At 67.6% G+C, this 23,509-nt stretch carries 27 protein-coding genes and 1 pseudogene; 16 read left to right on the top strand and 12 right to left on the bottom strand.

Annotation, left to right across the window (positions count from 1 at the left end; genetic code table 11):
• Positions 1–45 precede the first annotated feature (45 nt).
• The 3 genes from C6A87_RS21150 to C6A87_RS21140 are packed head-to-tail and all read left to right on the top strand — an operon-like array spanning position 46 to position 2,480.
• A complete protein-coding gene (locus C6A87_RS21150) occupies positions 46–567 on the top strand; it encodes a gamma carbonic anhydrase family protein (protein ID WP_311114050.1) in 522 nt (173 codons plus the stop codon).
• Between the two features lie 57 nt (positions 568–624).
• Positions 625–1,773, top strand: a complete 1,149-nt coding sequence (locus C6A87_RS21145) for an NAD(P)H-binding protein (RefSeq protein ID WP_311114049.1) — start codon at positions 625–627, stop codon at positions 1,771–1,773.
• Positions 1,770–2,480 carry a type II CAAX endopeptidase family protein gene (locus C6A87_RS21140; protein WP_311114048.1) on the top strand — a complete coding sequence of 237 codons (711 nt, stop codon included), beginning with the start codon at positions 1,770–1,772 and terminating at the stop codon, positions 2,478–2,480. Before C6A87_RS21145 ends, C6A87_RS21140 begins: the two co-directional genes overlap by 4 nt.
• 1 nt (position 2,481) lies before the next feature.
• Here C6A87_RS21140 and C6A87_RS21135 read toward each other — a convergent pair whose 3' ends face one another.
• Positions 2,482–2,757 carry a helix-turn-helix transcriptional regulator gene (locus C6A87_RS21135; protein WP_311114047.1) on the bottom strand — a complete coding sequence of 92 codons (276 nt, stop codon included), beginning with the start codon at positions 2,755–2,757 and terminating at the stop codon, positions 2,482–2,484.
• A gap of 81 nt (positions 2,758–2,838) precedes the next feature.
• Here C6A87_RS21135 and map point away from each other — a divergent pair, with 81 nt between their 5' ends.
• Positions 2,839–3,609, top strand: coding sequence for a type I methionyl aminopeptidase (gene map, locus C6A87_RS21130; protein ID WP_311114046.1), 771 nt, complete (start codon positions 2,839–2,841; stop codon positions 3,607–3,609).
• Here the strand turns inward: map and tet(V) are convergent.
• Entirely contained in the window at positions 3,606–4,868 is a 1,263-nt protein-coding gene (gene tet(V) / locus C6A87_RS21125) for a tetracycline efflux MFS transporter Tet(V) (RefSeq protein WP_311118026.1), read from the bottom strand. The two genes, map and tet(V), sit on opposite strands and share 4 nt — an antisense overlap.
• 172 nt (positions 4,869–5,040) lie before the next feature.
• A pseudogene (locus C6A87_RS21120) lies at positions 5,041–5,268 on the bottom strand (enoyl-CoA hydratase-related protein); the annotation flags it as partial.
• 155 nt (positions 5,269–5,423) lie between these two features.
• Between C6A87_RS21120 and C6A87_RS21115 the strand changes: the two are divergent.
• From C6A87_RS21115 to C6A87_RS21080, 8 genes are read left to right on the top strand one after another with little or no spacing between them, the layout of a single operon-like run.
• Positions 5,424–6,302: a LysR family transcriptional regulator gene (locus C6A87_RS21115; RefSeq protein WP_396836914.1), complete on the top strand. Its 879-nt coding sequence runs from the start codon at positions 5,424–5,426 to the stop codon at positions 6,300–6,302.
• Positions 6,303–6,356: 54 nt separating this feature from the next.
• Positions 6,357–7,712 (top strand): MmgE/PrpD family protein, encoded by a 1,356-nt coding sequence (locus C6A87_RS21110; protein ID WP_311114044.1) that lies wholly within the window; start codon positions 6,357–6,359, stop codon positions 7,710–7,712.
• On the top strand, positions 7,709–8,260 hold the full coding sequence (locus C6A87_RS21105) for an MmgE/PrpD family protein (protein WP_311114043.1): 552 nt from the start codon (positions 7,709–7,711) through the stop codon (positions 8,258–8,260). Before C6A87_RS21110 ends, C6A87_RS21105 begins: the two co-directional genes overlap by 4 nt.
• Positions 8,250–8,831 carry a tripartite tricarboxylate transporter TctB family protein gene (locus C6A87_RS21100; protein ID WP_311114042.1) on the top strand — a complete coding sequence of 194 codons (582 nt, stop codon included), beginning with the start codon at positions 8,250–8,252 and terminating at the stop codon, positions 8,829–8,831. Before C6A87_RS21105 ends, C6A87_RS21100 begins: the two co-directional genes overlap by 11 nt.
• A 46-nt stretch (positions 8,832–8,877) precedes the next feature.
• On the top strand, positions 8,878–10,392 hold the full coding sequence (locus C6A87_RS21095) for a tripartite tricarboxylate transporter permease (RefSeq protein ID WP_311114041.1): 1,515 nt from the start codon (positions 8,878–8,880) through the stop codon (positions 10,390–10,392).
• Positions 10,393–10,432: 40 nt separating this feature from the next.
• Complete coding sequence (locus C6A87_RS21090; protein ID WP_311114040.1) at positions 10,433–11,431, top strand: tripartite tricarboxylate transporter substrate-binding protein; 999 nt, start codon at positions 10,433–10,435, stop codon at positions 11,429–11,431.
• Positions 11,428–12,795 carry an MmgE/PrpD family protein gene (locus C6A87_RS21085; RefSeq protein ID WP_311114039.1) on the top strand — a complete coding sequence of 456 codons (1,368 nt, stop codon included), beginning with the start codon at positions 11,428–11,430 and terminating at the stop codon, positions 12,793–12,795. The genes C6A87_RS21090 and C6A87_RS21085 overlap by 4 nt, the downstream gene beginning before the upstream one ends.
• An 11-nt stretch (positions 12,796–12,806) precedes the next feature.
• A complete protein-coding gene (locus C6A87_RS21080; protein ID WP_311114038.1) occupies positions 12,807–13,475 on the top strand; it encodes an SDR family NAD(P)-dependent oxidoreductase in 669 nt (222 codons plus the stop codon).
• On the opposite strand, the gene C6A87_RS21075 is transcribed toward C6A87_RS21080, so the two are convergent.
• From C6A87_RS21075 to C6A87_RS21060, 4 genes are all read right to left on the bottom strand, one after another.
• Positions 13,445–14,077, bottom strand: coding sequence for a hypothetical protein (locus C6A87_RS21075; RefSeq protein WP_311114037.1), 633 nt, complete (start codon positions 14,075–14,077; stop codon positions 13,445–13,447). The genes C6A87_RS21080 and C6A87_RS21075 overlap by 31 nt on opposite strands.
• Positions 14,078–14,123: 46 nt before the next feature.
• Positions 14,124–14,789 (bottom strand): MmgE/PrpD family protein, encoded by a 666-nt coding sequence (locus C6A87_RS21070; RefSeq protein ID WP_396836913.1) that lies wholly within the window; start codon positions 14,787–14,789, stop codon positions 14,124–14,126.
• A gap of 59 nt (positions 14,790–14,848) precedes the next feature.
• Complete coding sequence (locus tag C6A87_RS21065; protein ID WP_311114035.1) at positions 14,849–15,001, bottom strand: hypothetical protein; 153 nt, start codon at positions 14,999–15,001, stop codon at positions 14,849–14,851.
• Positions 15,002–15,102: 101 nt separating this feature from the next.
• Positions 15,103–15,519, bottom strand: a complete 417-nt coding sequence (locus tag C6A87_RS21060; RefSeq protein ID WP_311114034.1) for a tripartite tricarboxylate transporter substrate-binding protein — start codon at positions 15,517–15,519, stop codon at positions 15,103–15,105.
• Between the two features lie 415 nt (positions 15,520–15,934).
• Here C6A87_RS21060 and C6A87_RS21055 point away from each other — a divergent pair, with 415 nt between their 5' ends.
• Positions 15,935–16,675, top strand: coding sequence for an IclR family transcriptional regulator (locus C6A87_RS21055; protein ID WP_311114033.1), 741 nt, complete (start codon positions 15,935–15,937; stop codon positions 16,673–16,675).
• Between the two features lie 81 nt (positions 16,676–16,756).
• On the opposite strand, the gene C6A87_RS21050 is transcribed toward C6A87_RS21055, so the two are convergent.
• The 3 genes from C6A87_RS21050 to C6A87_RS21040 all read right to left on the bottom strand — a co-directional run bounded on the left by C6A87_RS21050 (position 16,757) and on the right by C6A87_RS21040 (position 19,603).
• The gene (locus C6A87_RS21050; RefSeq protein WP_311114032.1) at positions 16,757–17,962 is read right to left on the bottom strand and encodes an MFS transporter; all 1,206 of its coding nucleotides are present in this window, start codon (positions 17,960–17,962) and stop codon (positions 16,757–16,759) included.
• Positions 17,963–18,012: 50 nt separating this feature from the next.
• Positions 18,013–18,405 (bottom strand): VOC family protein, encoded by a 393-nt coding sequence (locus tag C6A87_RS21045; protein WP_311114031.1) that lies wholly within the window; start codon positions 18,403–18,405, stop codon positions 18,013–18,015.
• 376 nt (positions 18,406–18,781) lie between these two features.
• Positions 18,782–19,603, bottom strand: a complete 822-nt coding sequence (locus C6A87_RS21040; protein ID WP_311114030.1) for an enoyl-CoA hydratase — start codon at positions 19,601–19,603, stop codon at positions 18,782–18,784.
• Between the two features lie 118 nt (positions 19,604–19,721).
• On the opposite strand from C6A87_RS21040, the gene C6A87_RS21035 reads away from it, so the two are divergent.
• From C6A87_RS21035 to C6A87_RS21025, 3 genes are read left to right on the top strand one after another with little or no spacing between them, the layout of a single operon-like run.
• Complete coding sequence (locus tag C6A87_RS21035) at positions 19,722–20,816, top strand: CaiB/BaiF CoA-transferase family protein (protein WP_311114029.1); 1,095 nt, start codon at positions 19,722–19,724, stop codon at positions 20,814–20,816.
• A gap of 31 nt (positions 20,817–20,847) precedes the next feature.
• A complete protein-coding gene (locus C6A87_RS21030) occupies positions 20,848–21,600 on the top strand; it encodes a 3-hydroxyacyl-CoA dehydrogenase (protein WP_311114028.1) in 753 nt (250 codons plus the stop codon).
• 4 nt (positions 21,601–21,604) lie between these two features.
• Positions 21,605–22,597: a nitronate monooxygenase family protein gene (locus C6A87_RS21025; RefSeq protein ID WP_311114027.1), complete on the top strand. Its 993-nt coding sequence runs from the start codon at positions 21,605–21,607 to the stop codon at positions 22,595–22,597.
• A 100-nt stretch (positions 22,598–22,697) separates the two neighbouring features.
• Here C6A87_RS21025 and C6A87_RS21020 read toward each other — a convergent pair whose 3' ends face one another.
• Complete coding sequence (locus C6A87_RS21020) at positions 22,698–22,829, bottom strand: hypothetical protein (RefSeq protein ID WP_003931151.1); 132 nt, start codon at positions 22,827–22,829, stop codon at positions 22,698–22,700.
• 106 nt (positions 22,830–22,935) lie between these two features.
• Positions 22,936–23,502 (bottom strand): DoxX family protein, encoded by a 567-nt coding sequence (locus C6A87_RS21015; protein WP_311114026.1) that lies wholly within the window; start codon positions 23,500–23,502, stop codon positions 22,936–22,938.
• Positions 23,503–23,509: the final 7 nt, after the last annotated feature.

The following is a 23,509-nucleotide window of genomic DNA, read 5'->3' as shown; positions in this document are numbered from 1 at the left end:
AGCGTCCGCACCCGGCCCCGTCCGGCGGCTCCTACGATGACGGCCATGCCCGAGCCTCTGATCCTGCCCGTCGCCGGACGTGCCCCCCAACTGCATCCCGACAGCTGGGTGGCGCCGAACGCCACCATCGTCGGTCACGTCCGTCTCGCCGAGGGCGCGAGCGCCTGGTACGGCACGATCCTGCGCGCCGAGGCCGAGCTCATCGACATCGGGGCGGGCGCCAACATCCAGGACGGGGTGACGATCCACGTCGACCCCGGCTTCCCGGCCCGGATCGGCGCCGGGGTCAGCGTCGGGCACAACGCGGTGCTGCACGGCTGCACCATCGAAGACGACTCCCTGGTCGGGATGGGAGCGGTGGTGCTCAACGGCGCCGTCGTCGGATCGGGTTCGCTGATCGCGGCCGGCGCGGTGGTGCCGCAGGGCGCGGTGATCCCGCCGGGGTCGATGGTCGCCGGTGTCCCGGGCAAGGTGCGGCGCCAGCTCAGCGACGACGAGATCGCCGGCATCCGGACCAACGCGGCGCTGTATCGGGAGCTGGTCAAGCTGCACCGGAATCCGGCGTGACCCAGTTAACGCGGCGCCGCGGGTTCTGAACCGCGTAGGCCTGGGTATAGGCCTACCGTGAATTCCGTGCGCACCCTGGTCACCGGCGCGACCGGCTATATCGGATCGCGGCTGGTCGCTGCGCTGCTCGACGAGGGCCATCAGGTCGTCGCGGCGAGCCGCAACCGGGATCGACTGGCCGATTTCGGCTGGTACGAGGATGTGTCGACGGTCACCCTCGACGCGCACGACGAGGTGTCGGTGGGTCAGGCGTTCACCGACGCGGGACCCGTCGACGTCCTCTACTACCTGGTGCACGGCATCGGCCAGCCCGGTTTCCGGGAAGCCGACAACCGGGCCGCGGCCAACGTGGCCGTCGCGGCCAAAGCGGCGGGGGTGCGCCGCATCGTCTATCTCGGCGGGTTCGTGCCCGACGGCGATGTGCTGTCCGAGCATCTGGCCAGCCGCGCCGAGGTGGCCGCGGCACTGACCATCGACGGCGGACCGGACGTGGTGTGGCTGGGCGCGGCGATCATCATCGGCGCCGGGTCCACGTCGTTCGAGATGCTGCGCTACGTCGGCGACCGGTTCCTGGTGCTGCCGATGCCGGAATGGTCGGCCAACCCCATCGACCCGATCTCGATCAGCGACGCACTGCACTACCTGGTCGCCGCGGCAGACTCCGACACCGTGCCCGCCGGCGCCTACGACATCGCCGGGCCGGAGACCACCACCTACGGCGACCTGCTGCGCACCTACGCCCGGGCCGCGGGCATCTGGCGCGCGCCGGTCGCCGTGTACGGCGTCGACACCTCGCTGGTGTCGAAGCTGACCGGGGTGGTGCTGCCGGTGCCGGGCGGGCTGGCCGCCGATCTCGTCGAATCACTGGACTTTCCGATGATGGCGTCGGCGCGCAGTCTGCGCGACCGGGTGCCCGAACCGGCCGACGGGCTGGTCGGCGTCGAGGAGGCAGTCCAGCGCTCCGTGGCCAGTCCACCGCGAAGGCCGGTCGACGAACTGCCCGACCCGCACCACCTCGCCGACACCGATCCCGACTGGGCCGGCGGCGACACCCTGCGGCTGCGCCAGCTCGCCGCCGCGGTCACACCGCCGGTCGTGCGGCCGTTCCTCGGCCTGCTCGGCTTCGTCCCCGGTCCGGTGGCCGCGGCGGTGCGGACCGGGTTGGACACGATGCTCGGACTGGTGCCCAAGGTGATTCCCGCGTGAGCGCCCCGGTGAGCTGGGCGGGCGAGCTGCGCAAGATCGCGAGTACGAAGGCGCCGCCGTACAACGAGCCGCCGGGCGTGATCGGGCGGCGCAAGTTCGTGGTGGGTGGCTTCCTGCTCATCGGCGCCGCGCTACTGGGTTACTCGTTGAGCCGCCCGCCCGGCGACGAGACCTTCATCTGGCTCACGCTCGCCCTCGCCGGGGTGTGGGCGGCCGGCGCCTTCGCGTCGGGCCCGCTGCACATGGGGCACATCTGTGTCCGCGGGCGCAACCAGCGGCCGGTGCTCACCGGGACCGTGGTCGGGCTGCTGCTCGGTGCGGTCTTCGTCGTCGGCGCGCTGGTGGTGCGCGAGATCCCCGGCGTCAACGACTACGTCCGCGAGGTGCTGCAGTACTCCAACGCAGGCCCGCTGTACCTGATCGTGTTCATCACGGTGATCAACGGCGTGGCCGAGGAGATGTTCTTCCGCGGCGCGCTCTACACCGCGCTGCTCAAGTACCACCCGGTGATCGTGTCGACCGCGCTGTACGTCATCGCGACGGCGGCGACCACCGGCAACCCGATGCTCGGGTTCGCCGCGATCATCCTGGGCACCATCTGCGCACTGCTGCGGCGCGCCACCGGGGGAGTGCTCGCGCCGATGCTGACCCACTTCTTCTGGGGTCTGGTGATGGTGCTGGCACTGCCGCCGATGTTCGGCGTCTAGCTCAGATCGCGACCTGTTCGTCGTCGTCCCGCGCATCGGCGCGCCACACCTCGACCGCCCGCTGCAGCGGCAGGCCGAGCGCCTCGCACAGTCCCACCACCGTGCCGAAGCTCGGGCTGGGCATCCGGCCCACCTCGATCTTGCGTAGCGTCTCCGGTGAGATTCCCGCGTCCCGCGCGACGTCCTCGGGGGAGCGACCGGCGCGCGCCGTCCTCATCAGCGCGCCGAGGCGCTGACCGGCTCGGATCTGTTCGGGGCTGAGCGGCACACGGACCATGCCGCACAGCATAGCGGTATAGAAATACCGATGCTGGTACGGTGGCGGTATAAAAATACCGCCGAGACGGAAGCTGTGCCCATGATCGAACTCAAGACCGCCGGAGAAATCGACAAGATGGCGGTCACCGGCGAATTCGTCGGCCGCACGCTCGCGACGCTGAGCCGCGACGCCGAACCCGGCGTCAACCTGATGCAACTGGAGCACCGGGCCAGGGCGCTGGTCGACGAGCGCGGTGCCGTCTCGTGCTACTGGGACTATGCGCCGTCGTTCGGCAGGGGCCCGTTCCGCAATGTCATCTGCCTGTCGGTCAACGACGCTGTGCTGCACGGCCTTCCGCACGACTACGAGTTGCGTGACGGTGACCTGCTCACCATGGACTTCGCGGTGTCGATCGACGGGTGGGTGGCCGACGCCGCGGTGACGGTGATCGTCGGAGACCCCGCCGACCCGGGCGACGTCGCGCTGGTCGAGTCCACCCGCCGGGCGCTGGACGCGGGGATCGCGGCCGCGGTCCCCGGCGGGCATCTCGGTGACATCTCGGCGGCCATCGGAGAGGTCGCGGCCGCCGAAGGTTACGGCGTCAACACCGATTTCGGCGGCCACGGCCTCGGCCGCACCATGCACGAGGATCCGCACGTCCCCAACCGCGGCAAGCGGGGGCGCGGCTTGGCGCTGCGGCCGGGCCTGACGCTGGCCCTGGAACCGTGGTGGGCGCGGGGCACGCGCCGCCTGGTCGTCGACCCGGACGGCTGGACGCTGCGCTCGGCGGACGGCTCCCGCACCGCGCACACCGAGCACACCATCGCCGTCACCGACCACGGCCCGCGGGTGCTGACCGCGGCGCCCTAATCGAGCGGGTGGGCCAGTTCGTCGCGACGCATCCGGGCGGCCGTCACCGCCACGGCGGCCAGCAACACCGGCAGCAGGCCCGCGGCCAGGAAGATCGCCTCCATCGGCACGACTTTCGACAACGGGCCTGCGATCGCGAACGACACCGGCATGAACGCCAGCGACACGAAGAAGTCCAGGCTGGACACCCGGCCCAGCATCGCGGTGGGCACGCGGCGCTGCAGCAGCGTGCCCCAGATGACCATGCCGGCGCCGTCGGTGAGCCCGACGACGAACGTCGCCGCGGCCATCAGCGGAAACGACGACGTCACGCCGACGATCACCAGCGGAGCCGAGCCCAGGCCCCACATCGTCATCATCACGGTGAGGTACCGGCGCGGCAGCCGCCGTGAGGACACCGCCAACGCGCCTGCGGCACTGCCCATCCCGAAGAACGCCAGGATGAACCCGTAGGTCTGTGCGCCGTGGGTGAACCTGTCGGCGACGATGAACGGCAACAGGACCTCGATCGGCCCGAGCACCACGAGCACGAACATGCTCGCGAACAGCAGCGTCCACGACAGCCACGGGGTGCGGACCACGAACGCCCAGCCCTCGCGCAGATCCTGCAGCAGCTTCGTCTGCGAAACAGGCTGTGCCGCAGCGCCGGTCAGCTGCGGGCGGGTGGCCACCAGCAGGATCAGGCCGACCGCGAACAACGCGGCCACCACGACCGCGCCTGCCGAGGGTATCGTCGCCCCGACCACCAGGCCGGCCACCGCCGGGCCGGCGGCGCGCTGGAACACCGGGCGCACCACACCTTCCACGCCGTTGGCGGCCAGCAGCTGGTCGGCGGGCAGGATCCTGGGCAGCAGCGCGCTGTAGGCCGGGAAGAAGAACGCGGCCGCGATACCCAGCACCGCTGCCGCCACCGCCATATGCCAGATGCGCAGTGCACCGACGAGGCCGAGCACCGCGACGGCGGACACCGCGACCGTGTTGACGATCTCGACGGCGATGATGATGCCGCGCTGGGGGAGCCGGTCGGCGGCCAGACCACCGACCAGCACGAAGGACACCAGGCCCGCGCCCATGCACCCGGCCACCAGCGACAGCGCCACCGGGTCGCCGGACAGCTCGATGACCTGCAGGGCCATCACCACCGCCCACATGCCCTCGGCAAAGATCGACAGCGAGACCGCCGCGATCAGCAGCCGGTATTCACGGGATCGAAATGGCGCGAGCACGCGCCAGCCGGCGGGGGCCACCGGCTGCTCGATCTGGTACTGCGCGCTCACCGGTCGATGGTCGCCGACGCGCCCGGTTCACGTCGAATGATTTTCCGTGCGGCGCCGAGTTGTGGGGGATATGTACGCGATTCGGTCAGTTCCGTACACAGAGCCCACAATCGGCGGGTGCCGCGTCAGGAGTCGGTGAAGTTCGCGGCCCGTCGTTGCTGGAAGGCCTTGGTGCCCTCGCGGGTCCAGACACCAGCGTGTTGACCACCTTGTCGACCTCGGCGTCGAAGTCGGCGGCCGGGTACACCGCGCTGACCAGGCCCCACCCGTACGCCTCGTCGGCCGGGATCCGTTCGGCCAGCAGCGCCATCCGCATCGCGCGGATACGGCCCACGGCGGCGATCAGCGCCGACGCCCCGCCGTCCAGCCCGAACTTGGTGTTGGGCGCACTCGTCCTCGTCGGGCACCGGCCGGGACTCTCGGTGGCGTAGGGTGCATTCTTTCCGCCGTGAAAGGAGACGCAGACGCCGCCGTGATCTCGCGATGACGCAGGAGGGAGCCAAAGACGTCACGTTCGTCGATCTCGAGACGTTCGTGGTGTTCGCACGCACCGAGCACTTCGGTCACGCGGCGACCGACCTCGGAGTCAGCGTCGCCACCGTGCAGCGTGCGGTCCGATCGCTGGAACGCAAGCTCGGTGTGTCGCTGGTCGAACAGTCGGGTCGGCGGGTGCGCATGCTCCCAGCGGGGCGGGTGTTCGAGCGCGAGGCACACGCCGTACTTCGCGGCAGACAGGACGCGATTTCGAATACTCGCGCCGACGCCGGTCACACGAGTCTGGTGCGAATAGCCCACACCCACTCGCTCGGACTCGGCTTTGTGCCCGGCGTGCTTGCCGAACTGCTCGAGTCCGTCCCGGGAGTGCGGTTTCGGTGCTGGCAGGGGACGGCGACCGACGTTATTGCGGCACTGCTGCGCGGTGAGGCGGACATCGGCTTCACCTCGGTGGCGCCGTCCGAGCGCGACTTCGTGGTCGAGCCCCTGTTCACCGAGGCGCTTTTGCTGGCCGTGCCCGCAGACGATCCGTTGGCTTCGGCCGGAAGCGCATCGCTTGAGGATGTGCGCGACCGCCCGTTCGTCGCCATGGAGCTCGGCGCGAGTAGTCGCGCATCGATGGTGAGCGCCTGCGCCAGAGCGGGATTCGTGCCGCGCATCGTCGCGGAGGGCAACGACCTGTTCGTTGTCGAATCGATGGTCGGCGCGGGGATCGGCGTCTCACTGGTGCCGCAAGGGATGACCGACCACCAGCACGCCCGTGTCGTGCGACTGCCGATTGCCCACCCGCTGGTTCCCGACCGGACCATCTTGCTGGTGTACCCGCTGGCCGGCGTGCAATACGCCAACGTGCAGTTGCTGAGCAAGATTGCACTACTGCGGGCGCGCACGCGCCAGGAATCATTTCAGAAATTGCAATGATCGCGTCGGGCCACGGCGTTGTTCGCCCTGATCGGCCTTCGTAGCGTTCATCGCATGCTCAAATCTGTGCCTCAGCGCACATCCCGGTTCAGCCACGACTTGGCTCACGCAGCCTCCCGGCCGCTGCCCGACGGTGCCGATCGCGCGGCGCGGCGTTCGTTGTTCAATGTGCTCGGTACAACGATCGGGGCGGCCATGTCGCCCGCAGTCGAGGTGATGCTCGAAACCGCGCGAGGCCTCGAGATCACCGGATCGGTGCCGGTCCTGGGCCGCCGGGAAACCGTCGACCAGCACTGGGGTGCCCTCCTCGCGGGAACCGCCGGCCACTACGACGATTTCGACGATACCCACCTGGCCACCGTGATCCACCCCGGCGCCGCCACCCTCGGCGCAGTGGTCGCCCTGCACGATGCACCGGTCGACGGGGAGGTGTTCCTGCGCGCATTCGCGCTCGGGTGCGAGGCCCAACTGCGGATCGGCAACGCCATCTCGCCGAACCACTACGACCGCGGCTGGCACATCACCGGGACCTGCGGGGTCTTCGGCGCGACCGTGGCGGCCGCGGTGATCCTTGGCTACAACGCCGACCAGTTGGACGCTGCCCTGGCTGCCGCCTCGGCGATGACACTCGGTCACCGCGAGGCATTCGGGTCGATGACCAAGCCGTTCCATGCGGGTAAGGCCGCCTCGAACGGAATCCTCGCGGCCCGGCGCGGGGCCGACGGCACGTCCCCCTTCGAGGCCCTCGGCGACGATGGCATCCTGCGGATGCTGGCCGACGAGGTCGACGAGGCCGATCTATTCGGATCGTGGGACCGCGACTGGGAGCTCGAGAAGAACGCCTTCAAACCGTATCCCTGCGGCATCGTCGCGCACCCGGCGATCGACGCGGCAGTCGAGGCCAGCGGCAAGGTCGATCCTGACACCATCGTCGGCATCGACGTCAGCTGCCATGCCCTCGTACCGGAGCTGATGGGCATCTTGCAGCCCAAAGACGGCCTGCAGGCGCGGTTCTCGGCCCGCCACGGCGTCGCCACCGGGCTGCTCGACGGCGCCGTCGGGCTGACGCAGTTCAGCGACGCCCGGGCCACCTCGGACGACGCCGCCCGGCTGCGGGCCGTCACGAAACTGATCCCGGCCGAGCACTGCGCCCGCGACGAGGCGACGGTGACGGTGCACTCGTCCGACCGCGATCCTGTAGTCGCACACGTACCGCACGCCCGCGGCAGCTTGGCCCGACCGCTCACTGACGACGAACTGCTGGCCAAGGTCAGCGCCCTCACCGAGCCGGTGCTCGGCGCCGACAGCGGGGCGACGCTCCATCGCGCGGTCGAGAAGATCGGCACATCGACAGAATTCGCCGAGTTGCTGACAGCGGGGCTTCCGGCTCAGGAGAGGGAACAGATATGACCTACATCGACGAGATCGTCGCGTTCATCGAGACTGCCGATCCGCGATCTGACTCTCAGTCCCCGCAGCGGTGGGACGCGGTCCGCGAAGCCGTCGCCGTCGCCGCCGAACACACCCAGGAGACCGACACCTCACTGGCCTACGCGGTGGGATGCCGGGTCGCCGACAACATCGCCGCAGTGATCGACTCGGCGGAGTCGGCCGACGGCTGGAGCCGACGCAGCGTCGCCGGCGCGATCGGTGCCGGCGCCGCCGTCGGCCGACTGTTCGGCTTCGACCACGTCAAGCTGCGCCACCTACTTGGCTTGTGCGCCACGCAGGCGACGGGTCTACGGAGCCTCGAAGACACCGAAACCGGCACGCTGCAGGTCTCCAAGGCCGCCGCCGACGCGGTGGAGGCTGCGTTGCTCGTGTCCAACGGTTTCACCTCTTCGGCGGATGGATTGACGGGGCGCAGAGGTCTGTTCGCTCTGATGGCGCCGGGCGTCGCCACGCCGTCGACCTTCGACGGAGGAACGCGATCCGAGGAGGTGCATCATGGTAAATGACTCGAGCGGGAAAGTTGATGCTCGAAAGCAGCCCCGTGAGCCGGAGCTCCCTGACTTCGCTGCCGAATCGGAGCCGGCGACGGAGGGGGAGCTCGGGCTGACCCGACGGGTGCACGTGGTGCTCGGCGCGGTCGTGGCGGCGTTGGGTGCGTGGCTGCTGTACCGCAGCGTGACCGAGCTGCCGTTCAGCGGCGAGAACGGTGAGCCAGGACCGGGGTTGCTGCCGGTGCTGTTGACGACCTGCCTGGTTGCGCTCGGGCTGCTGCTGTCCGTGGTCTCGGCGTTCGGACCGCGCGCGCGTAGTGCCGAGGCGCCGACGCTCTCGTTCGGCCGGGCTGAGATCAGCCGGGCGCTCATGGTGTGGCTGGCGCTGGCGGTCTGCACAGCGCTGCTCGAACCCGCAGGCTTCCTGTTGGCGGGCGAGGTGCTGATCTTGGCGATCATCCTCCTCGTCGAACGGATGCGCGCGATCCCGCAGGTCATCGCACTGCTGCTGTTGCCGCCGGTGTTCTACCTGCTGTTCGCAGTCCTGCTCGAGGTCGACCTCCCGATTGGAACCATCTGGCAATGAACGCATTTGAGAGCTTTGCTCGGGCGACTGTGATCGGAGGTAGTTGATGGACGCGTTGAACGGTCTGTTGTCGGGGTTCGCGGCCGCGCTGACGCCGACGAACTTGATGTGGCTGGTCGTGGGCTGCCTGTTGGGCACGCTGGTGGGTATCTTGCCCGGCCTCGGGCCGCCGGCGACGATCTCGATCCTGTTGCCGCTGGCCACCGGTTTCGACCCGGCCACCGGCCTGATCATGATGGCCGGCATCTACTACGGCGCCAAGTACGGCGGTTCGACCACCTCGATCCTGATGAACATCCCCGGCGAGTCCTCTTCTGTCGTAACGTGTTTGGACGGCTACCAGATGGCCAAGAAGGGGCGGGCCGGACAAGCGTTGGGTATCGCGGCGATCGCCTCGTTCGTCGCAGGCACCATCGGCGTGATCGGGCTGACGTTCCTGGCGCCCCTGGCGGCCGATGTCGCGGTCAACTTCGGTCCGCCGGAGTACTCGGCATTGATGATCTTCGCGCTGCTGCTGGTGATAATGCTGGCCGGGGATTCGTTGATCAAGGGCTTCATCTCGATGTTCATCGGGCTGTTTCTGGCCACGATTGGTACCGACCTGTTCTCCGGCGAACAACGCTTCACCGGAGGTGAGATCGAACTGGCCGGCGGGATCGAGTTCATCGCGCTGTCGATCGGCATCTTCGCCATCGGTGAGGTGCTGGTCAACATCGAACAGAAGACACAGAAGCCGCTGTTCGCCGTTCCCAAGAAGTTCCGCGAGATGCTGCCGTCGGGCAAGGACATCAAGCGGTCGACGCCGGCGATGGTCCAGGGCGGCGTTCTCGGCTTCATCATCGGAATCCTGCCCGGCGCAGGCTCGACGGTCGCCTCGTTCGTGTCCTACATCGTCGCCAAGCGGACGTCGAAGCATCCGGAGGAGTTCGGCAAGGGCGCCATCGAGGGCGTCGCGGCTCCGGAAGCGGCCAATAACTCCGAGACCGGTGGTGCGATGGTGCCGCTGCTGACCATGGGCATTCCCGGATCCGGCACTGGCGCGGTGCTCCTGGGTGCGCTGGTGCTCTACGGACTCAATCCGGGGCCGCTGCTGTTCCACGAGCATTCCGACGTGGTGTGGCCGATCATCGCCAGCATGTACCTGGGCAACGTGGTCCTGGTGATCATGAACCTGCCGATGGTGCCGTTCTTCGCGAAGCTGTTGAACACCCCGTACAAGGTGCTCTACCCGGGCATCCTGCTGATCTCGGTCATCGGCGTGTTCAGCGTCAACTTCTCGGTGTTCGACGTCTGGTTGCTGGTGATCTTCGGGCTCCTGGGGTACGCCATGCGCAAGCTCGATATACCGCCTGCCCCACTGGTTCTCGCCTTCGTGCTCGGCCCGATCGCGGAGAATTCCATTCGCCAGGCGCTGCTGCTGAGCGACAACAGCCCGATGATCTACCTGGAGCGCCCCATCTCCGCAGTACTCATCGGCCTGTCGGTCGTGCTGCTGGTGGTGCTCACCTTCGGCCGCCGGACCCGCAAGGTTCGCGAACAGATGGTGGAAAGCGATGCCTGATTTTCAACAACTCTCAACAACGATTTGCAAGGTGGATGTCATGGTTCGTGTCAGAAGATTCCTCACCGTCACGGGAACTGCGCTGTCGGTCCTCGCACTGGCTGCCTGCGGTGGTAGTTCTCAGCAGGCCGAGGGGGGCCGGTCAGAGAAGGTGGAGGTGGTCACGCACACCGGCGTCGGCGGCGGCTCCGACGTGTTCACCCGCCAGATGGTCAAGGTGATGTACGACAACAAGATCATCGATACCCAGTGGCCGGTGCGCAACGTTCCTGCCGGCGACGGGATCGGCGCGATGTCGTTTCTCATCGATCGGCCGGGGAACGCGGGTCTGCTCGCCCAGGTGACACCAACGTGGCTGGCCACCCCGATGACCATCGCCAACAGCCCGGTCAACCTGGACCGGCTCACCCCCATCGCGCTGGTGGCCACCGAACCGCAGGTCGTGGTGACCAAAGCCGGCGGTGACTTCGGCTCCTTCGCCGATTTCGTCGACGCAGCCAAGAGCGCGCCCGACACGCTGGTGCAGGCGGGCGGCTCCAGTACCGCCAACGATGCTCTTACCCGGTCGGTGCTGCAGGACACCGTGGACGCCAGATGGAAGTTCCTGTCGTTCGAAGACACCGGTTCTCGCATCACCGCGCTGCTGCGTGGCGACGCCGACATCATGCTGGGCAGCGCCTCCGACGTCGCCGAACAGGTTCGGGCGGAACAGCTCTCGGTGATCGGAGTGGTCGGCAACAAGCGGCTAGACATTTTCCCCGAGGTGTCGACCATCGAGGAGCAGGGCATCGACTCCTCACAGGTACCGGTCCAGTTCCGCGCCATCATGGGCGCCCCCGACATGCCCGAGGCTGCCGTCCAGGGATACCGGGACGACCTGTCGAAGATGGTGGAGACCGAAGGCTGGAAGACCCTCGCCACCAATGACGGCCTGGTGACGCAGAACCTGCAGGGCGCAGAATTCACCGACTACCTGGCGCAACAGAAGGAAATCGTCGGCAACCTGCTCGGGGATCTGGGCCTGAGGAAGGATCAGTGACCGAATCTGCCCGATCGTCCGGTTTGACGTCGGCGTTGGCGGCGTACGCAGCGGAGCTGCAGTTCGTCGATCTGCCTGACGCGGTGGTTCACGAAGCGAAGCGCGCGCTGATCGACCACATCGGGGTGGCCGTCGTCGCGTCCGGTGAGGCCTCGGTCGACGCCCTGGTACGGGTATCGGCACGGCTGGTCGGCTTCGGCTCGTACACCCTGATGGGTCGCCGAGAGACCACGTCCATGCCGTATGCGGCACTGACCAACGGCTTCGCAGCGCACCTCTTCGATTACGACGACACCTTCAACCCCGGCGACACCACCGTCCATGGCGGTGCCCCGGTGTGGCCGGTGATCTTCGCGCTCGCCGAGAATCAGACGGTTACGGGGCGGGAGGCGTTGACGGCATTCGCCGCGGGTTTCGAGGTGGCGTGCCGGCTGGGTCGCGCGGCGGGGGATACGCACTACGAAATAGGTTGGCATGTAACGGGAACGGCGGGACATGTCGGCGCCGCTGCTGCGGCGGGCCGGGCGCTGAATCTCACCCCGCACTTGCTGACCATGGCGTTGGGTAGCGCGGGCACCCAGGCCGCAGGTCTGAAGTCGGTGTACGGTACCGACGGCAAGCCCCTGCACGCCGGTAAGGCGGCGATGGACGGTCTGCTGTCGGCGGTCATGGCACAGGAGGGCATCACCTCGTCGTCCGACATCATCGAGGGCCCACGTGGCATCCTCGCCGTGATGTCCGCCGATCCGGCACCGGCGAAGCTGCTCGAGGAGCTCGGCTCGCGGTGGCACCTACTGGCCAACGGTTACAAGGCCTACCCGAACGGATCGCTCACACATCCGGCGATCGACGCCGTACTTCAGCTGCGAGCGCAGCACGGTTTTGTCGTAGCCGACGTCAAACGTGTTCGTGCGAGCGTGAACTCGAAGGCGGCGACGGTCACGGGTAAGGTGGATCCGCGCAGCGGGCTTGAGGCCAAGTTCAGCTTGACGCATGCGGTCGCGGTGGCGCTTCTGGCTCGTCGTCCGCAGCCCGAGCATTTTACCGACTCGGCCGCGCGGGATCCTGAGGTCGCCGCCGCTCGTGCGCTCATCGACGTGTTGTCCGACACCGCGATCGGCAAGCGTGCGGCCGAGGTGACCGTGGAGTTGGCGGACGGCACATCGGTGACGTGCCGCATCGACGACAACAAGGGCACCCCGGACAACCCGCTCTCAGACGATGAGCTGACCGAGAAGTTCACCGACAACGTGGCGCCGCGCCTCGGCGCGGAGGCAGCTGGTGTGTTGGCCGCCGCGTGCTGGGCAGCCGAGCATGCGGACGACTTCGCTGGGATCGTGCGGCTCACAAGGAGGCCGTCCTGAGCGGCGTCGCGGTGGTGACAGGCGGGGCCCGTAACCTCGGCCGATCATTGGTGCTGGCGCTGGCGCGCTCCGGCTACGATGTCGTCGTCAACGCAAAGACTGATGCCGAGGGCGCCGAGAGGACGGCAGCGGAGGCCCGGGCCCTCGGTGTGTCGGCGACCGCTGCGCTCGCCGACGTCGCCGATCCGGACGAGGTTGGGCGGTTGTTCGAGGCCGTCGACCGGCTCGGCCCTCTACGGGTCTTGGTCAACAACGCCGCCTTGCGTACCCGGGTGCCGTTGTCGGAGTTGATGATCGAGGACTGGCAGGCTGTGCGTTCGGTGACGCTGGACGGTGCAATGCACTGCGCTCTTACGGCCCTGCCCAGGCTGCGCGCCACGGACAGCGGGAGGATCGTCACGATGATCGGTGGTAACGCGCTGCGTGGCGACCCAGGCCGTGTTCACGTCTCCGCGGCCAAGCACGGCCTGGTTGGGATGACGAAGGCGCTGGCGGCGGCGTGCGCGGACGACGGCATTACCGTCAACGCCGTGTCCCCAGGAAAGATGCGGCCCGACAACGCGAACGAGCAGGAAGCCGAACGTCGTCGCGGCATGGTCGCGCAGACCGTCGCGTTCCTGGCCTCAGCAGCCGCGTTCGGTGTCACCGGTCAGCTGATCGAGGCCGGTCCGTCGACCTGATCAGCCGGCCGCCGCGCATCAGGCACCGGTCGGCGGCACCGTATTGGCGAGAGCGTTGACGCATCTGTCGACTCGTCGAATCGCCAGCATTCCTCGAGAAGAGCTTCGGCGCGCGCAGAGCCCAGGACCGGGACGACGAGGCTGAGGAACTTCGTCCCGAGCTCGTCGTCTCCCAACGGTGCCGCCGGAGTGCCGCGATTATCGCGGATCTCGGTCGACAAAGTCTGGCCCGACGCCAGGACGATTTCGAGGTCGGCGTCCTGCTTGCCGAGAGCAGGGTCCGCGACGATCTTCACCCGATCCCGTAGGCCCACCAGATCCTTGCGGGTCAGTGCGGCTTCCTCGAGCTCGTCGGTGCCGACGCGGCCACAGGTGACCGCCGCGGCCGCGCAGTGCCGGAGGCTGCACTTGGCCTGGGTGCGTGAGGTCGGTCGGCGCAGGTCTGTGAATCGGGCCGCGGGCCGCGAGACCGCACCTCCATCGCGGCGACATCGGATGCGGTGACAGCGCGTCCGGTCAGCAAGGAGAGCACGCCGTCGATCATCGGATGGGTCAGCGATCCGCTCGGATACAGCTTGAATCCGTTGGCGGTGACGTTCCATGACGCGCCCAGGCCTGTCGTGATCTTCTCGGGTGCAGGGTCGTCGCTCATATCACCGCGAGGTAGCCGAAGTCGCCCTCGAGCGCCGCAGCACCCGCGGTCAATCCCTGCGCGCCCAGCGCGGCCGCCAGGACCCCGTCCATCGCGGCCTTTCCGGGGTGCATGCTCTTGAGGTCACTGCCCGCCATCACCCGCAGGCCGACCGCCTGGGCGGCGCGGGCCGCGATCGCGTGCTCGACCTGTTCGGCGCCGAGTCGCACGGTGCGGGCGGCGGCCGCGGCGGCGCCGACATGGCCGGAGGTTCCGGTGACATGCCAGCCCGTGTTGTAATGCGCCTGCCCTGCGGAGTGAGCGACGCGAGTCTCCACCTCGAATCCGAGCGCGCAGGTGACCAACGCCTCTCTACCGGTGGTCGGCCGAGTGGCGGCCGCGGCGAAGATCGCCGGCCAGACCGAACAGCTGCCGTGCACGGTGGTGCCGGGGGGGTGTAGACGTCGTCGAGATCGAGTACGTGGGCGGCGAACGCGTTGAGGAAGGCCGCGTAGGGTTCCGGCGCTCGCGGGTCCGTACCGATCAGCGTTGCCCCACAGCCGCTTTGACTCGGCCCAGGGCGTCACGGGACCGGCGCGCGGCGTCGTCACCGGACCCGGCGACGGCCACCCGATGTGGTCCACCAGGGCTCGTCGCACGTCGTGCAGCACAGCCTCAGCCATTGCTTCGATCTCGTACTCTGCGACGAACTTAGCCAAATCCGCGGTATGAGCTGGCTGGATCAACGATCCTTCCTCAGGCCCAGATCTGCGAGCAGGGTGCCGACGATCTCGGTCTGCTTGTCGAGATAGTCGATGAACTCCTGATCCTGCAAGTTGAGAGTGACCAGACCGTCGTTGGTGGCCAGGGTTTTCCAGCCCTCCGTCTCGACCATCTCGGACAGGTCGTCCCGGCACTCCTGGCGGCGTCGGCGGGCATGTCAGGGGCACCCATCACGGCGCGGAACTGAACCGGGACGTTGGAGGTGTCGATGCCCTACTCGACCGTGGTCGGCACATCGGGGAATGCCTGCAGCCGTTCCTCGCCGACGACGGCGATGACCGGGAGTTGAACTGCGCGAACCTGTTCGGAGCTATCGGACGCGCTGCCGAGCATGATGTCTGCATCGCCGCGAAGCAGTGCGGTGATCCGGGAGCCGGTGTCCTCGAACGACAGGAACTTCCGTTTGGCGCTGGTCGTCTCCTCCAGGACCAGTCTCGTGAGAGCGTTGTTGGCGGCACTGGAACCGCCGGCCTGCACCAAGGTGCCGGGAGCGGCCTTCGCGGCGTCGAAGAATCCAGCCATGGACGTGAACTTTCCGCCGGCCTTTGTCACCACGACCTGCGGTTCGGTCGCCACCAGCGTGATCTGGGTCAGCATTCCGACTTTGACACCGGCGTCCGGCACGGTCATGGTCGTCAGCCCGGGGGCGTGACCTGTGCGGGCAGGCCCGCTTTTCCCTCCTGTCGATGAGGTAGGACATGGCGCCGATTCGTCGCCGGCGGGCACGTTTCGCACCGGCCGAACCGGTCTCGGCTTTGTCCGAGCCGCTGCTGCCACAGGCGGGCACCGCCAGCGCAAGTGCTGCGGCAGCGACAGTCAAGGTCTTCGTTGGCCGTGCCATCTGATGTTCCTTCGGGTTGAGAGGGCGGCGAGGGGGTGGCGTAGCAGCTTGGATGCAGCCGGAGGCGTGTTGCGATGCGATGTCTTCTTAGTAGAAACAGATTCTTGATATGGCAAATGGGACGCATTTCGCGGTGGGTCAAGCACCACGTTTTCGGCCAGTCCTGCCGGAGTTACCCATCGATGGATGGGTAGGCTTTCTTCTATGCAGAAAGCCAGGTCGGACGGCGAAACGGGTCCCGCCTATCCGATCGCTTCGGTGAACAATGCGCTGTTGCTGTTGTTGTTGTTTCGCGAGCAACAGCGGGTGCGGTTGACCGACGCATGTAAGTACCTCGGCGTTGCACACTCCACGGCGCACCGGCTGCTGGCGATGCTGGCTCACCACGGGTTCGTGCAGCAGGAACCGGTCACGCGCGCATATGTGGCGGGCCCTGCGCTCGTTGAGGTCGGTTTAGCGGTCGTGAGTTCGTTGAACGTTCGCAAGCAGGCCCGTCCGGCGATGGAAAAGTTGAACGCCAAACTCGGCGAAACCGTCCACCTCGGTGTGCTCGAAGGAAACGAGGTTCGCTACGTCGATGCGGTGGAATCGGAACGGGCGTTGCGTGTGGTCGCGCGTACCGGCACCTTGGTGCCTGCGCATTGCGCATCGCTGGGCAAGGCACTCCTGTCTTTGTTGACGGATCAGGAGCTGACCGCACTGTATCCATTGTCGGCAGAGCCGTTCGTGGCGCGCACCGCGCGCTCGATCACCACGCAGGCCGAACTCTTGAACGAGATTGCGGAAGCGCGCTCGCGTGGCTATGCCGTCAACTCGGGGGAGACCGAGGACGATGTCGGGTCGGTGGCGGTGGCGTTCCGTGATCGAGCCGGCCGGCTGCTATCGCTGTGGCGGCGCCGTCGAGTCGTCTGGACCCGCAGCGCATCGACCGCATCGGTGAGCTGATGAACTCGACAATCGCTGAGGGCCTGGCCGGATAGTCCGCCCCGCCGGGTCGCGGCGGAACCGGTTTCCGCTGAATCGTTTTCAGCCGTTGGCGTCGCCGCGTTCTCCTCGTTCGCTCACCAAACCGGACGCCGCGGTGCTGAGCATGACCACCGCAAGCATGACGAAAGCCATCCGGACGCCCAGCCATCCGGACACTGCGCCCGCAGCAACCAGGACGAAGGTTTGGCCGAGGCGGTTGGTTGCCACGCGTAGCCCGAGTGCGGATCCGCGACTCGTCTTGTCGACCAAATTGACCACCCAGTCCATCGTTGTGGTCTGCGACAGGCCGAGCGCAAAGCCGAGTACCCCCATTGCGATGACCAACACGAACATGCTGCTCGAAAACGCAAGGAGCAGCATGCATGCTGAAGCCACTGCCGTTGCGCCGACGGTCAGGCGCAAGGTGGGGACCCGCTGCACGAATGCCGGTGTGGCCGCCCGCGCCAAGACCGCCCCAGTCGAACTGATGCCCAAGAGCAGCCCGACGTGAGAGGGGGTGAGTCCGACCGCGGCACCGAGCAGTGGTAGGTAGACCAGCAACAGGTCGATACCGCTCTTGGCGGAGAAACTTGTCATTAGTGCCGCGGGCATGCCCCGCCGATGCAACAGATGCCATACCCGTTGGGCTGGCCCGGTTCGGATGGTCGATCGCTGAATCCTACTGCGCCAGGCGAGAATTGCCGCGGGTATACCCGCCACGAACACCCATCCGGCCACAAGCAGCGCAGATGAGGTGGCGTCGAGGCTGGGCTGATCGGAGTGTCCGATGATTACGCCGCCGGTAACGGGTCCCACGATCTGACCCAGCGCCGAGAATGTGGTCAACATGCCGAACCTGTTGATGCGCGACAGTGTGCTCTGAGACTGAGCCATCAGGCTCTGGGCGCCGATGGTGCCCGACATGTGCCCGATCCCCAGCGCGGTGGTGGCCAAAGCGATGTTCAGTACCGACTCAGCCAGGACGAGCGCGAACGACGCGCCGGCAGCTACTGCCAGTCCGAAGCCGAGAAGCAAAGCAGGATGGTGCTTTTCAGACCACCGGCCGAAGCCGACCGCCAGCAGCATGGGGGGCAGCGCGAAGCATCCGGCGGCTACGCCCAGCGCGGTACCGCCCGCATCCAGCGCCAGCATTCGGTAGGTCGATACGGGGCGGGCCAGTGTGACTGCGACCTGAAGCAGAAAGATCGCGGCCATGGTTCCCCCGAACCACCACGGCGGCAATGTGCGCCCCGAAAACACGCTCATGGCTCAGTCGAACCTCGGGCGCCGATGAACGGCGCCGGGGTTCGCCTCGGTCAGAACTTCCAACCGCGCTCGGGCGTGGCGACGTCCACCTCGACGCCATCGGGGTCGCGGAACTTGAAGAAGCGTGGCGGGTCAGCCTGTTCGGCGCCGTACACCTCGATCCCGCGCTCCTTCAGGGCCGCAACGACGGTGCCGGTGTCCTCGATGGTTACGCCGATGTGGTTGGGCCCCATGGCTCCGTAGGTCCACTCAGACCGCTTGATGTCCTCGTTGGGCTGCAGCAGCGAGTAGTTGACCTCACCGTCGCTGAGATCGAGTGCGTTGCCCGGGTAGTGGCCAGGGGTGCGGATATCGCCGAGGCGGGTGAAGCCGAGGACGTTCTGGTAGAACTCGGCAGTCGTTTCGAGATCCTTCACAACGATTCCAAGGTGTCGGATGCGCACTACATCCCCTTTCTTCGTGAGCTCTCGATACTTCCGTAATGGGGAAATGCTTTCTGCAAATCAGACTTTAGGCCGTCATTCCTTGTGTCGTCAATGTTCGGGGTGCGAGGGGAGAGGCGCGAGGTGCAAGCGAAAGCGCGACTTGCGGTCGGGGTTCGGTGGCTCTCGAATACGCCCCGGACGGCATCCCGGGGGCGGAGCGATCTCGAGGTCCGGATGGCGGGGTTTCGGGCACGCTGCGCGCAGCCCGGCCTGCTGGCGACTACGCCGCGTCGTCGCGACGCCGCGTATCTGCGCCGTGGGTGGATCCTGGGACGCCTCAGGCGATTTCGGTGTAGTTGGCCACGCTGACGTTGAACAACTACACCGGGATCACTCAGGAGTCGGTGAAGTTCGCGGCCCGCCGTTGCTGGAAGGCCTTGGTGCCCTCGCGGAAATCGGCGGACTCCAACAGGATCAGCTGCCCGGTCTTCTCCAGCTCGAGGGCGCCGTCGAGCTCGAACAGCGTCGCGGCGTTGATCGCGTTCTTGGTCTTGCGCAGAGCCACCGCGGGTCCGGACACCAGCGTGTCGACCACCTTGTCGACCTCGGCGTCGAAGTCGGCGGCCGGGTACACCGCGCTGACCAGGCCCCACCCGTACGCCTCGTCCGCGGGGATCCGTTCGGCCAGCAGCGCCATCCGCATCGCGCGGATTCGGCCCACAGCGGCGGCGATCAGCGCCGAGGCCCCGCCGTCGGGCATCAGGCCGATCTTGGTGAAGGCGAGCATGAAAAACGCCCTCTCCGAAGCGAGTACGACATCGCAGGCCAGCGCCAGCGAGACGCCCACGCCCGCCGCCGCGCCTTGCACGCAGGCGACCGCGGGCTGGGGCAGGGCGGCGATCGCGCGGATGCAGCGGTTGGCCGCGTCGAGCACGTCGGCCGGGGTGCCCGAAGCGCCCGGGTTGGCATGGTCCTCTTCGCTGATGCCCGCGCCCGAGCAGAAGCCGCGGCCGGCGCCGCCGATGCGCACGACCCGCACCCGGGGGTCGCTCGCGGCGCGCTCCAGGGTCGAGGCGAACGTCTGCAGCATCGGCGCGGTGAGCGAGTTCAGGCTGTCGGGCCGGTTCAGGGTGACGCTCAGAACGCCGCCCTCCAGCCCGACGGTGAGGTCGTCGATGCCCTCGTAGGCGTCGGTGTGCGGGTCGGTCGTGGTCATGTGCGTCCCCTTGATCTGGGCCTTCCCGACAGCTGAAGCCCCGTGGCGGTCCGACTTGGTTATACAAGTAAGCTATGTCGGCGGTCAACCGAACGATTCTGACGAAGGGCGCTTAGGCATGGCTGGACCACTACAGGGACTTCGAGTCGTGGAACTGGCCGGCATCGGCCCTGGGCCGCACGCGGCAATGATTCTCGGCGATCTCGGCGCCGACGTCGTGCGCATCGAACGCCCCGGCAAGGGCCCCGGCCCGGCGACCAAACCGGGCGGCGACTACCTGCTGCGCAACCGGCGATCGGTCGCGGCGAACCTGAAGAGCGAAGAGGACCGCGAGATGGTCCTGCGGCTGATCGCCAAGGCCGACGTGCTGATCGAGGGCTTCCGGCCCGGCGTCACCGAGCGCCTGGGCCTGGGCCCCGAGGACTGCGCCAAGGTCAACGACAAGCTGATCTACGCGCGGATGACCGGCTGGGGGCAGGACGGCCCGCGCGCTCAGCAGGCCGGCCACGACATCAACTACATCTCGCTCAACGGCGCGCTGCACGCGATCGGCCGTGCGGGTGAACGCCCGGTGCCGCCGCTCAACCTGGTCGGCGACTTCGGTGGCGGCTCGATGTTCCTGCTCGTCGGCGTGCTCTCGGCGCTCTACGAGCGGGAGCGCTCGGGCAAGGGCCAGGTCGTCGATGCCGCGATGGTCGACGGCGCCAGCGTGCTGTCGATGATGATGTGGTCGTTCCGCGGTATGGGGATGTGGAGCGACGAGCGCGGGGTGAACATGCTCGACACCGGCGCGCCGTACTACGACACCTACACCTGCGCCGACGGCCGCCACGTCGCGGTCGGCGCGATCGAGCCGCAGTTCTACGCCCAGCTGTTGGCCGGCCTCGGCCTGGATCCGGCGGACCTGCCCGACCAGAACGACATGAGCCGCTGGCCGGAGCTGCGCGAGGTGTTCACCAAGGCCTTCGTCGCCCACGACCGCGACCACTGGGCGAAGGTGTTCGCCGGCACCGACGCCTGCGTCACCCCGGTGCTGTCGTTCGCCGAGGTCGAGTCGGAGCCGCACAACACCGAACGCGACACCTTCTACACCGAGAACGGTTCCCTGTACCCGGCGCCCGCGCCGCGGTTCTCGCGCAGCGTCCCGGCGGCCCCCAAGGCGCCGGGCGTGCCGGGCGCGGACACCGAAGCTGTTCTGCAGGAATGGGTTTAGAGCACCACCAAGACAGGAAGGAAACAGATCTGTGGAGATCAAAGACGCCGCCGCCGTCGTGACCGGAGGTGCCTCCGGGCTCGGTCTGGCCACGACGAAGCGACTGCTCGACCGGGGTGCCTCGGTCGTGGTGATCGACCTCAAGGGTTCCGATGTCGTCGCCGAGCTGGGTCCGCGGGCCAAGTTCGTCGAGGCCAATGTCACCGATCCGGAGCAGGTGAGCGCCGCGCTGGACGCCGCCGAGGAGTTCGGCCCGCTGCGCATCAACGTCAACTGCGCGGGCATCGGCAACGCCGCCAAGACGCTGGGCAAGGACGGCCCGTTCCCGCTCGACGGGTTCACGAAGGTCGTGCAGGTCAACCTGATCGGCACCTTCAACGTGCTGCGGCTGAGCGCCGAGCGCATGGCCAAGACCGAACCGATCAACGGTGAGCGCGGCGTCATCATCAACACCGCGTCGGTGGCCGCGTTCGAGGGCCAGATCGGGCAGGCCGCGTACTCGGCGTCCAAGGGCGGCGTCGTCGGCATGACCCTGCCGATCGCGCGTGACCTGTCGCGCGAGTTCATCCGCGTCTGCACCATCGCGCCGGGCCTGTTCAAGACCCCGCTGCTGGGCTCGCTGCCGCAGGAGGCGCAGGACTCGCTGGGCAAGCAGGTGCCGCACCCGGCCCGCCTCGGTGACCCGGACGAGTACGGCGCACTGGCCGTGCACATCGTGGAGAACCCGATGCTCAACGGCGAGACGATCCGCTTGGACGGCGCTATCCGTATGGCCCCGAGGTGATCGGGTGACGCTCAGGACGAAGTTCACCGAGGTCTTCGGTGTCGAGCACCCGATCGCCCAGGGCGGTATGCAGTGGGTCGGTCGCGCGGAACTGGTTGCGGCCGTTGCCAATGCGGGCGCACTGGGATTCATCACCGCGCTGACCCAGCCGACACCGGCTGATCTGGCCAACGAAATCGCCAGGACGCGGGATCTGACGGACAAGCCGTTCGGGGTGAACCTGACGATTCTGCCGTCGATCAACCCGCCGCCGTACGACGAGTACCGGCAGGTCATCGTCGACTCGGGCATCAAGATCGTCGAGACCGCGGGCTCGAACCCGGCGCCGCATCTGCCGATGTTCCATGACAACGGCATCAAGGTGCTGCACAAGTGCACTTCGGTGCGGCACGGGGTGAAGGCGCAGTCGTTGGGTGTCGACGGCATCAGCATCGACGGTTTCGAGTGCGCGGGGCATCCGGGTGAGGACGACGTCCCGGGCCTGGTGCTGATCCCGGCGGCCGCCGACAAGATCGAGATCCCGATGATCGCCTCCGGCGGGTTCGCCGACGGTCGCGGTCTGGCCGCGGCGCTGGCACTCGGTGCCGACGGGGTGAACATGGGTTCGCGCTTCATGTGCACTGTGGAGTCCTGCATCCACCAGAACGTCAAGGAAGCCATCGTCGCCGGTGACGAGCGGGGCACGGAGCTGATCTTCCGCAGCCTGCACAACACCGCGCGGGTGGCGTCCAACGTGGTCTCGCGTGAGGTGGTGCAGATCCTCAAGGACGGCGGTCAGTTCGAGGACGTCAAGGATCTGGTGGCCGGCGTGCGCGGCCGCAAGGTGTTCGACGACGGCGACATCGACGCCGGCATCTGGACCGTCGGTACGGCGATGGGCCTGATCAACGACATTCCGACCGTCGGCGATCTGTTGGCCCGGATCGTCGCCGAGGCCGAGGGCCTGATCACCGGCCGCCTGGCCGGGATGGTCGAGCCCGCAGCAGAACGGGTGTGAGCGCCGGACGCTCGAGAGCACCTCGGATCCGCCAGAGGTGCCCGGGCGTCGGGCAAACCCGCAGACGGAGGAACGCGCGCCCGGGAGGGCGCGCGTTCTTTCACACTGCGGTGGGTAGGGCCTGCTCGTCGTCGAGCTGCTCCGAGGTCAGCCCTTCCACCAGGACATCGCCGTGGTAGAGAGCCTCGAAATCAACTTTGATGACATCAGCGTTGGTGTCGTCGATCCACATGTACTGAACAGTAACCACGGGCTCTAAGGAATCTTTGAGCCTGCTATCGGAAAACTGTGGCAATTCTTACCGCCGGGTAGGTTCGCGGGTTACCGGCCAGTAGCCCTCACGGCGCCTGCGGCGCGGTGAAGTGGATCGGATTGACGCCGTAGAGCGCCACCCAGGTCGCCACCGCCACCACGAACGCGAGCGCCACCAGTAGCACGCGGACCCGCACCGGCCAGGCGACCCGGCCCGGGACGAGGCCGTCGATCGAGTACCTGCCCGCCCCGGTGAAGATCATCGTGGCCGCGCCCAGTCCGAGCAGGAACGGCACGTTGAAGGGTTCGGACCAGAACGCCGCCCCCGAGACGTTGACCGCCCAGGCGCACAGCATCGCGCCGAGTGCCGCGCACCCGGCCAGCGGGGTGAGCACGCCGAGCAGCAGTGCCAGGCCGCCGAGGATCTCGGTGGCGCTGACCATCGCCGCGGCGAAACCCGGCAGTCGCCAGTCGGCGTCGGCCATGAACTGGGTCGTCATCGAGAAATCGGTGACCTTGATCAGGCCGGCCTGAAGTACCGCCGCGCCGATCCCGAGGCGCAGGATCAACAGGCCAAGGTCGATGGCGCGACTGTCGCCGGCCGCTTCCGAACCGGGTGGGCGGGCGGACTGTCGTGTGGGGCTCTCATTCATGACCGGA

The organism is Mycobacterium sp. ITM-2016-00317 (assembly GCF_002968295.1).
GTDB lineage: Bacteria > Actinomycetota > Actinomycetes > Mycobacteriales > Mycobacteriaceae > Mycobacterium.
The sequence above is the reverse complement of the archived record's forward strand: the minus strand, read 5'-3'. Positions and strand labels throughout refer to the sequence as shown.

Coding starts and splice junctions, on each gene's coding strand:
- C6A87_RS21150 (WP_311114050.1), top strand. CDS start 46: ATGCCCGAGCCTCTGATCCTGCCCGTCGCCGGACGTGCCCCCCAACTG.
- C6A87_RS21135 (WP_311114047.1), bottom strand. CDS start 2,757: ATGGTCCGTGTGCCGCTCAGCCCCGAACAGATCCGAGCCGGTCAGCGC.
- map (WP_311114046.1), top strand. CDS start 2,839: ATGATCGAACTCAAGACCGCCGGAGAAATCGACAAGATGGCGGTCACC.
- C6A87_RS21110 (WP_311114044.1), top strand. CDS start 6,357: ATGCTCAAATCTGTGCCTCAGCGCACATCCCGGTTCAGCCACGACTTG.
- C6A87_RS21105 (WP_311114043.1), top strand. CDS start 7,709: ATGACCTACATCGACGAGATCGTCGCGTTCATCGAGACTGCCGATCCG.
- C6A87_RS21100 (WP_311114042.1), top strand. CDS start 8,250: ATGGTAAATGACTCGAGCGGGAAAGTTGATGCTCGAAAGCAGCCCCGT.
- C6A87_RS21095 (WP_311114041.1), top strand. CDS start 8,878: ATGGACGCGTTGAACGGTCTGTTGTCGGGGTTCGCGGCCGCGCTGACG.
- C6A87_RS21090 (WP_311114040.1), top strand. CDS start 10,433: ATGGTTCGTGTCAGAAGATTCCTCACCGTCACGGGAACTGCGCTGTCG.
- C6A87_RS21075 (WP_311114037.1), bottom strand. CDS start 14,077: ATGGAACGTCACCGCCAACGGATTCAAGCTGTATCCGAGCGGATCGCT.
- C6A87_RS21070 (WP_396836913.1), bottom strand. CDS start 14,789: ATGGCTGAGGCTGTGCTGCACGACGTGCGACGAGCCCTGGTGGACCAC.
- C6A87_RS21065 (WP_311114035.1), bottom strand. CDS start 15,001: ATGGTCGAGACGGAGGGCTGGAAAACCCTGGCCACCAACGACGGTCTG.
- C6A87_RS21060 (WP_311114034.1), bottom strand. CDS start 15,519: ATGACCGTGCCGGACGCCGGTGTCAAAGTCGGAATGCTGACCCAGATC.
- C6A87_RS21055 (WP_311114033.1), top strand. CDS start 15,935: ATGCAGAAAGCCAGGTCGGACGGCGAAACGGGTCCCGCCTATCCGATC.
- C6A87_RS21050 (WP_311114032.1), bottom strand. CDS start 17,962: ATGAGCGTGTTTTCGGGGCGCACATTGCCGCCGTGGTGGTTCGGGGGA.
- C6A87_RS21040 (WP_311114030.1), bottom strand. CDS start 19,603: ATGACCACGACCGACCCGCACACCGACGCCTACGAGGGCATCGACGAC.
- C6A87_RS21035 (WP_311114029.1), top strand. CDS start 19,722: ATGGCTGGACCACTACAGGGACTTCGAGTCGTGGAACTGGCCGGCATC.
- C6A87_RS21020 (WP_003931151.1), bottom strand. CDS start 22,829: ATGTGGATCGACGACACCAACGCTGATGTCATCAAAGTTGATTTCGAG.
- C6A87_RS21015 (WP_311114026.1), bottom strand. CDS start 23,502: ATGAATGAGAGCCCCACACGACAGTCCGCCCGCCCACCCGGTTCGGAA.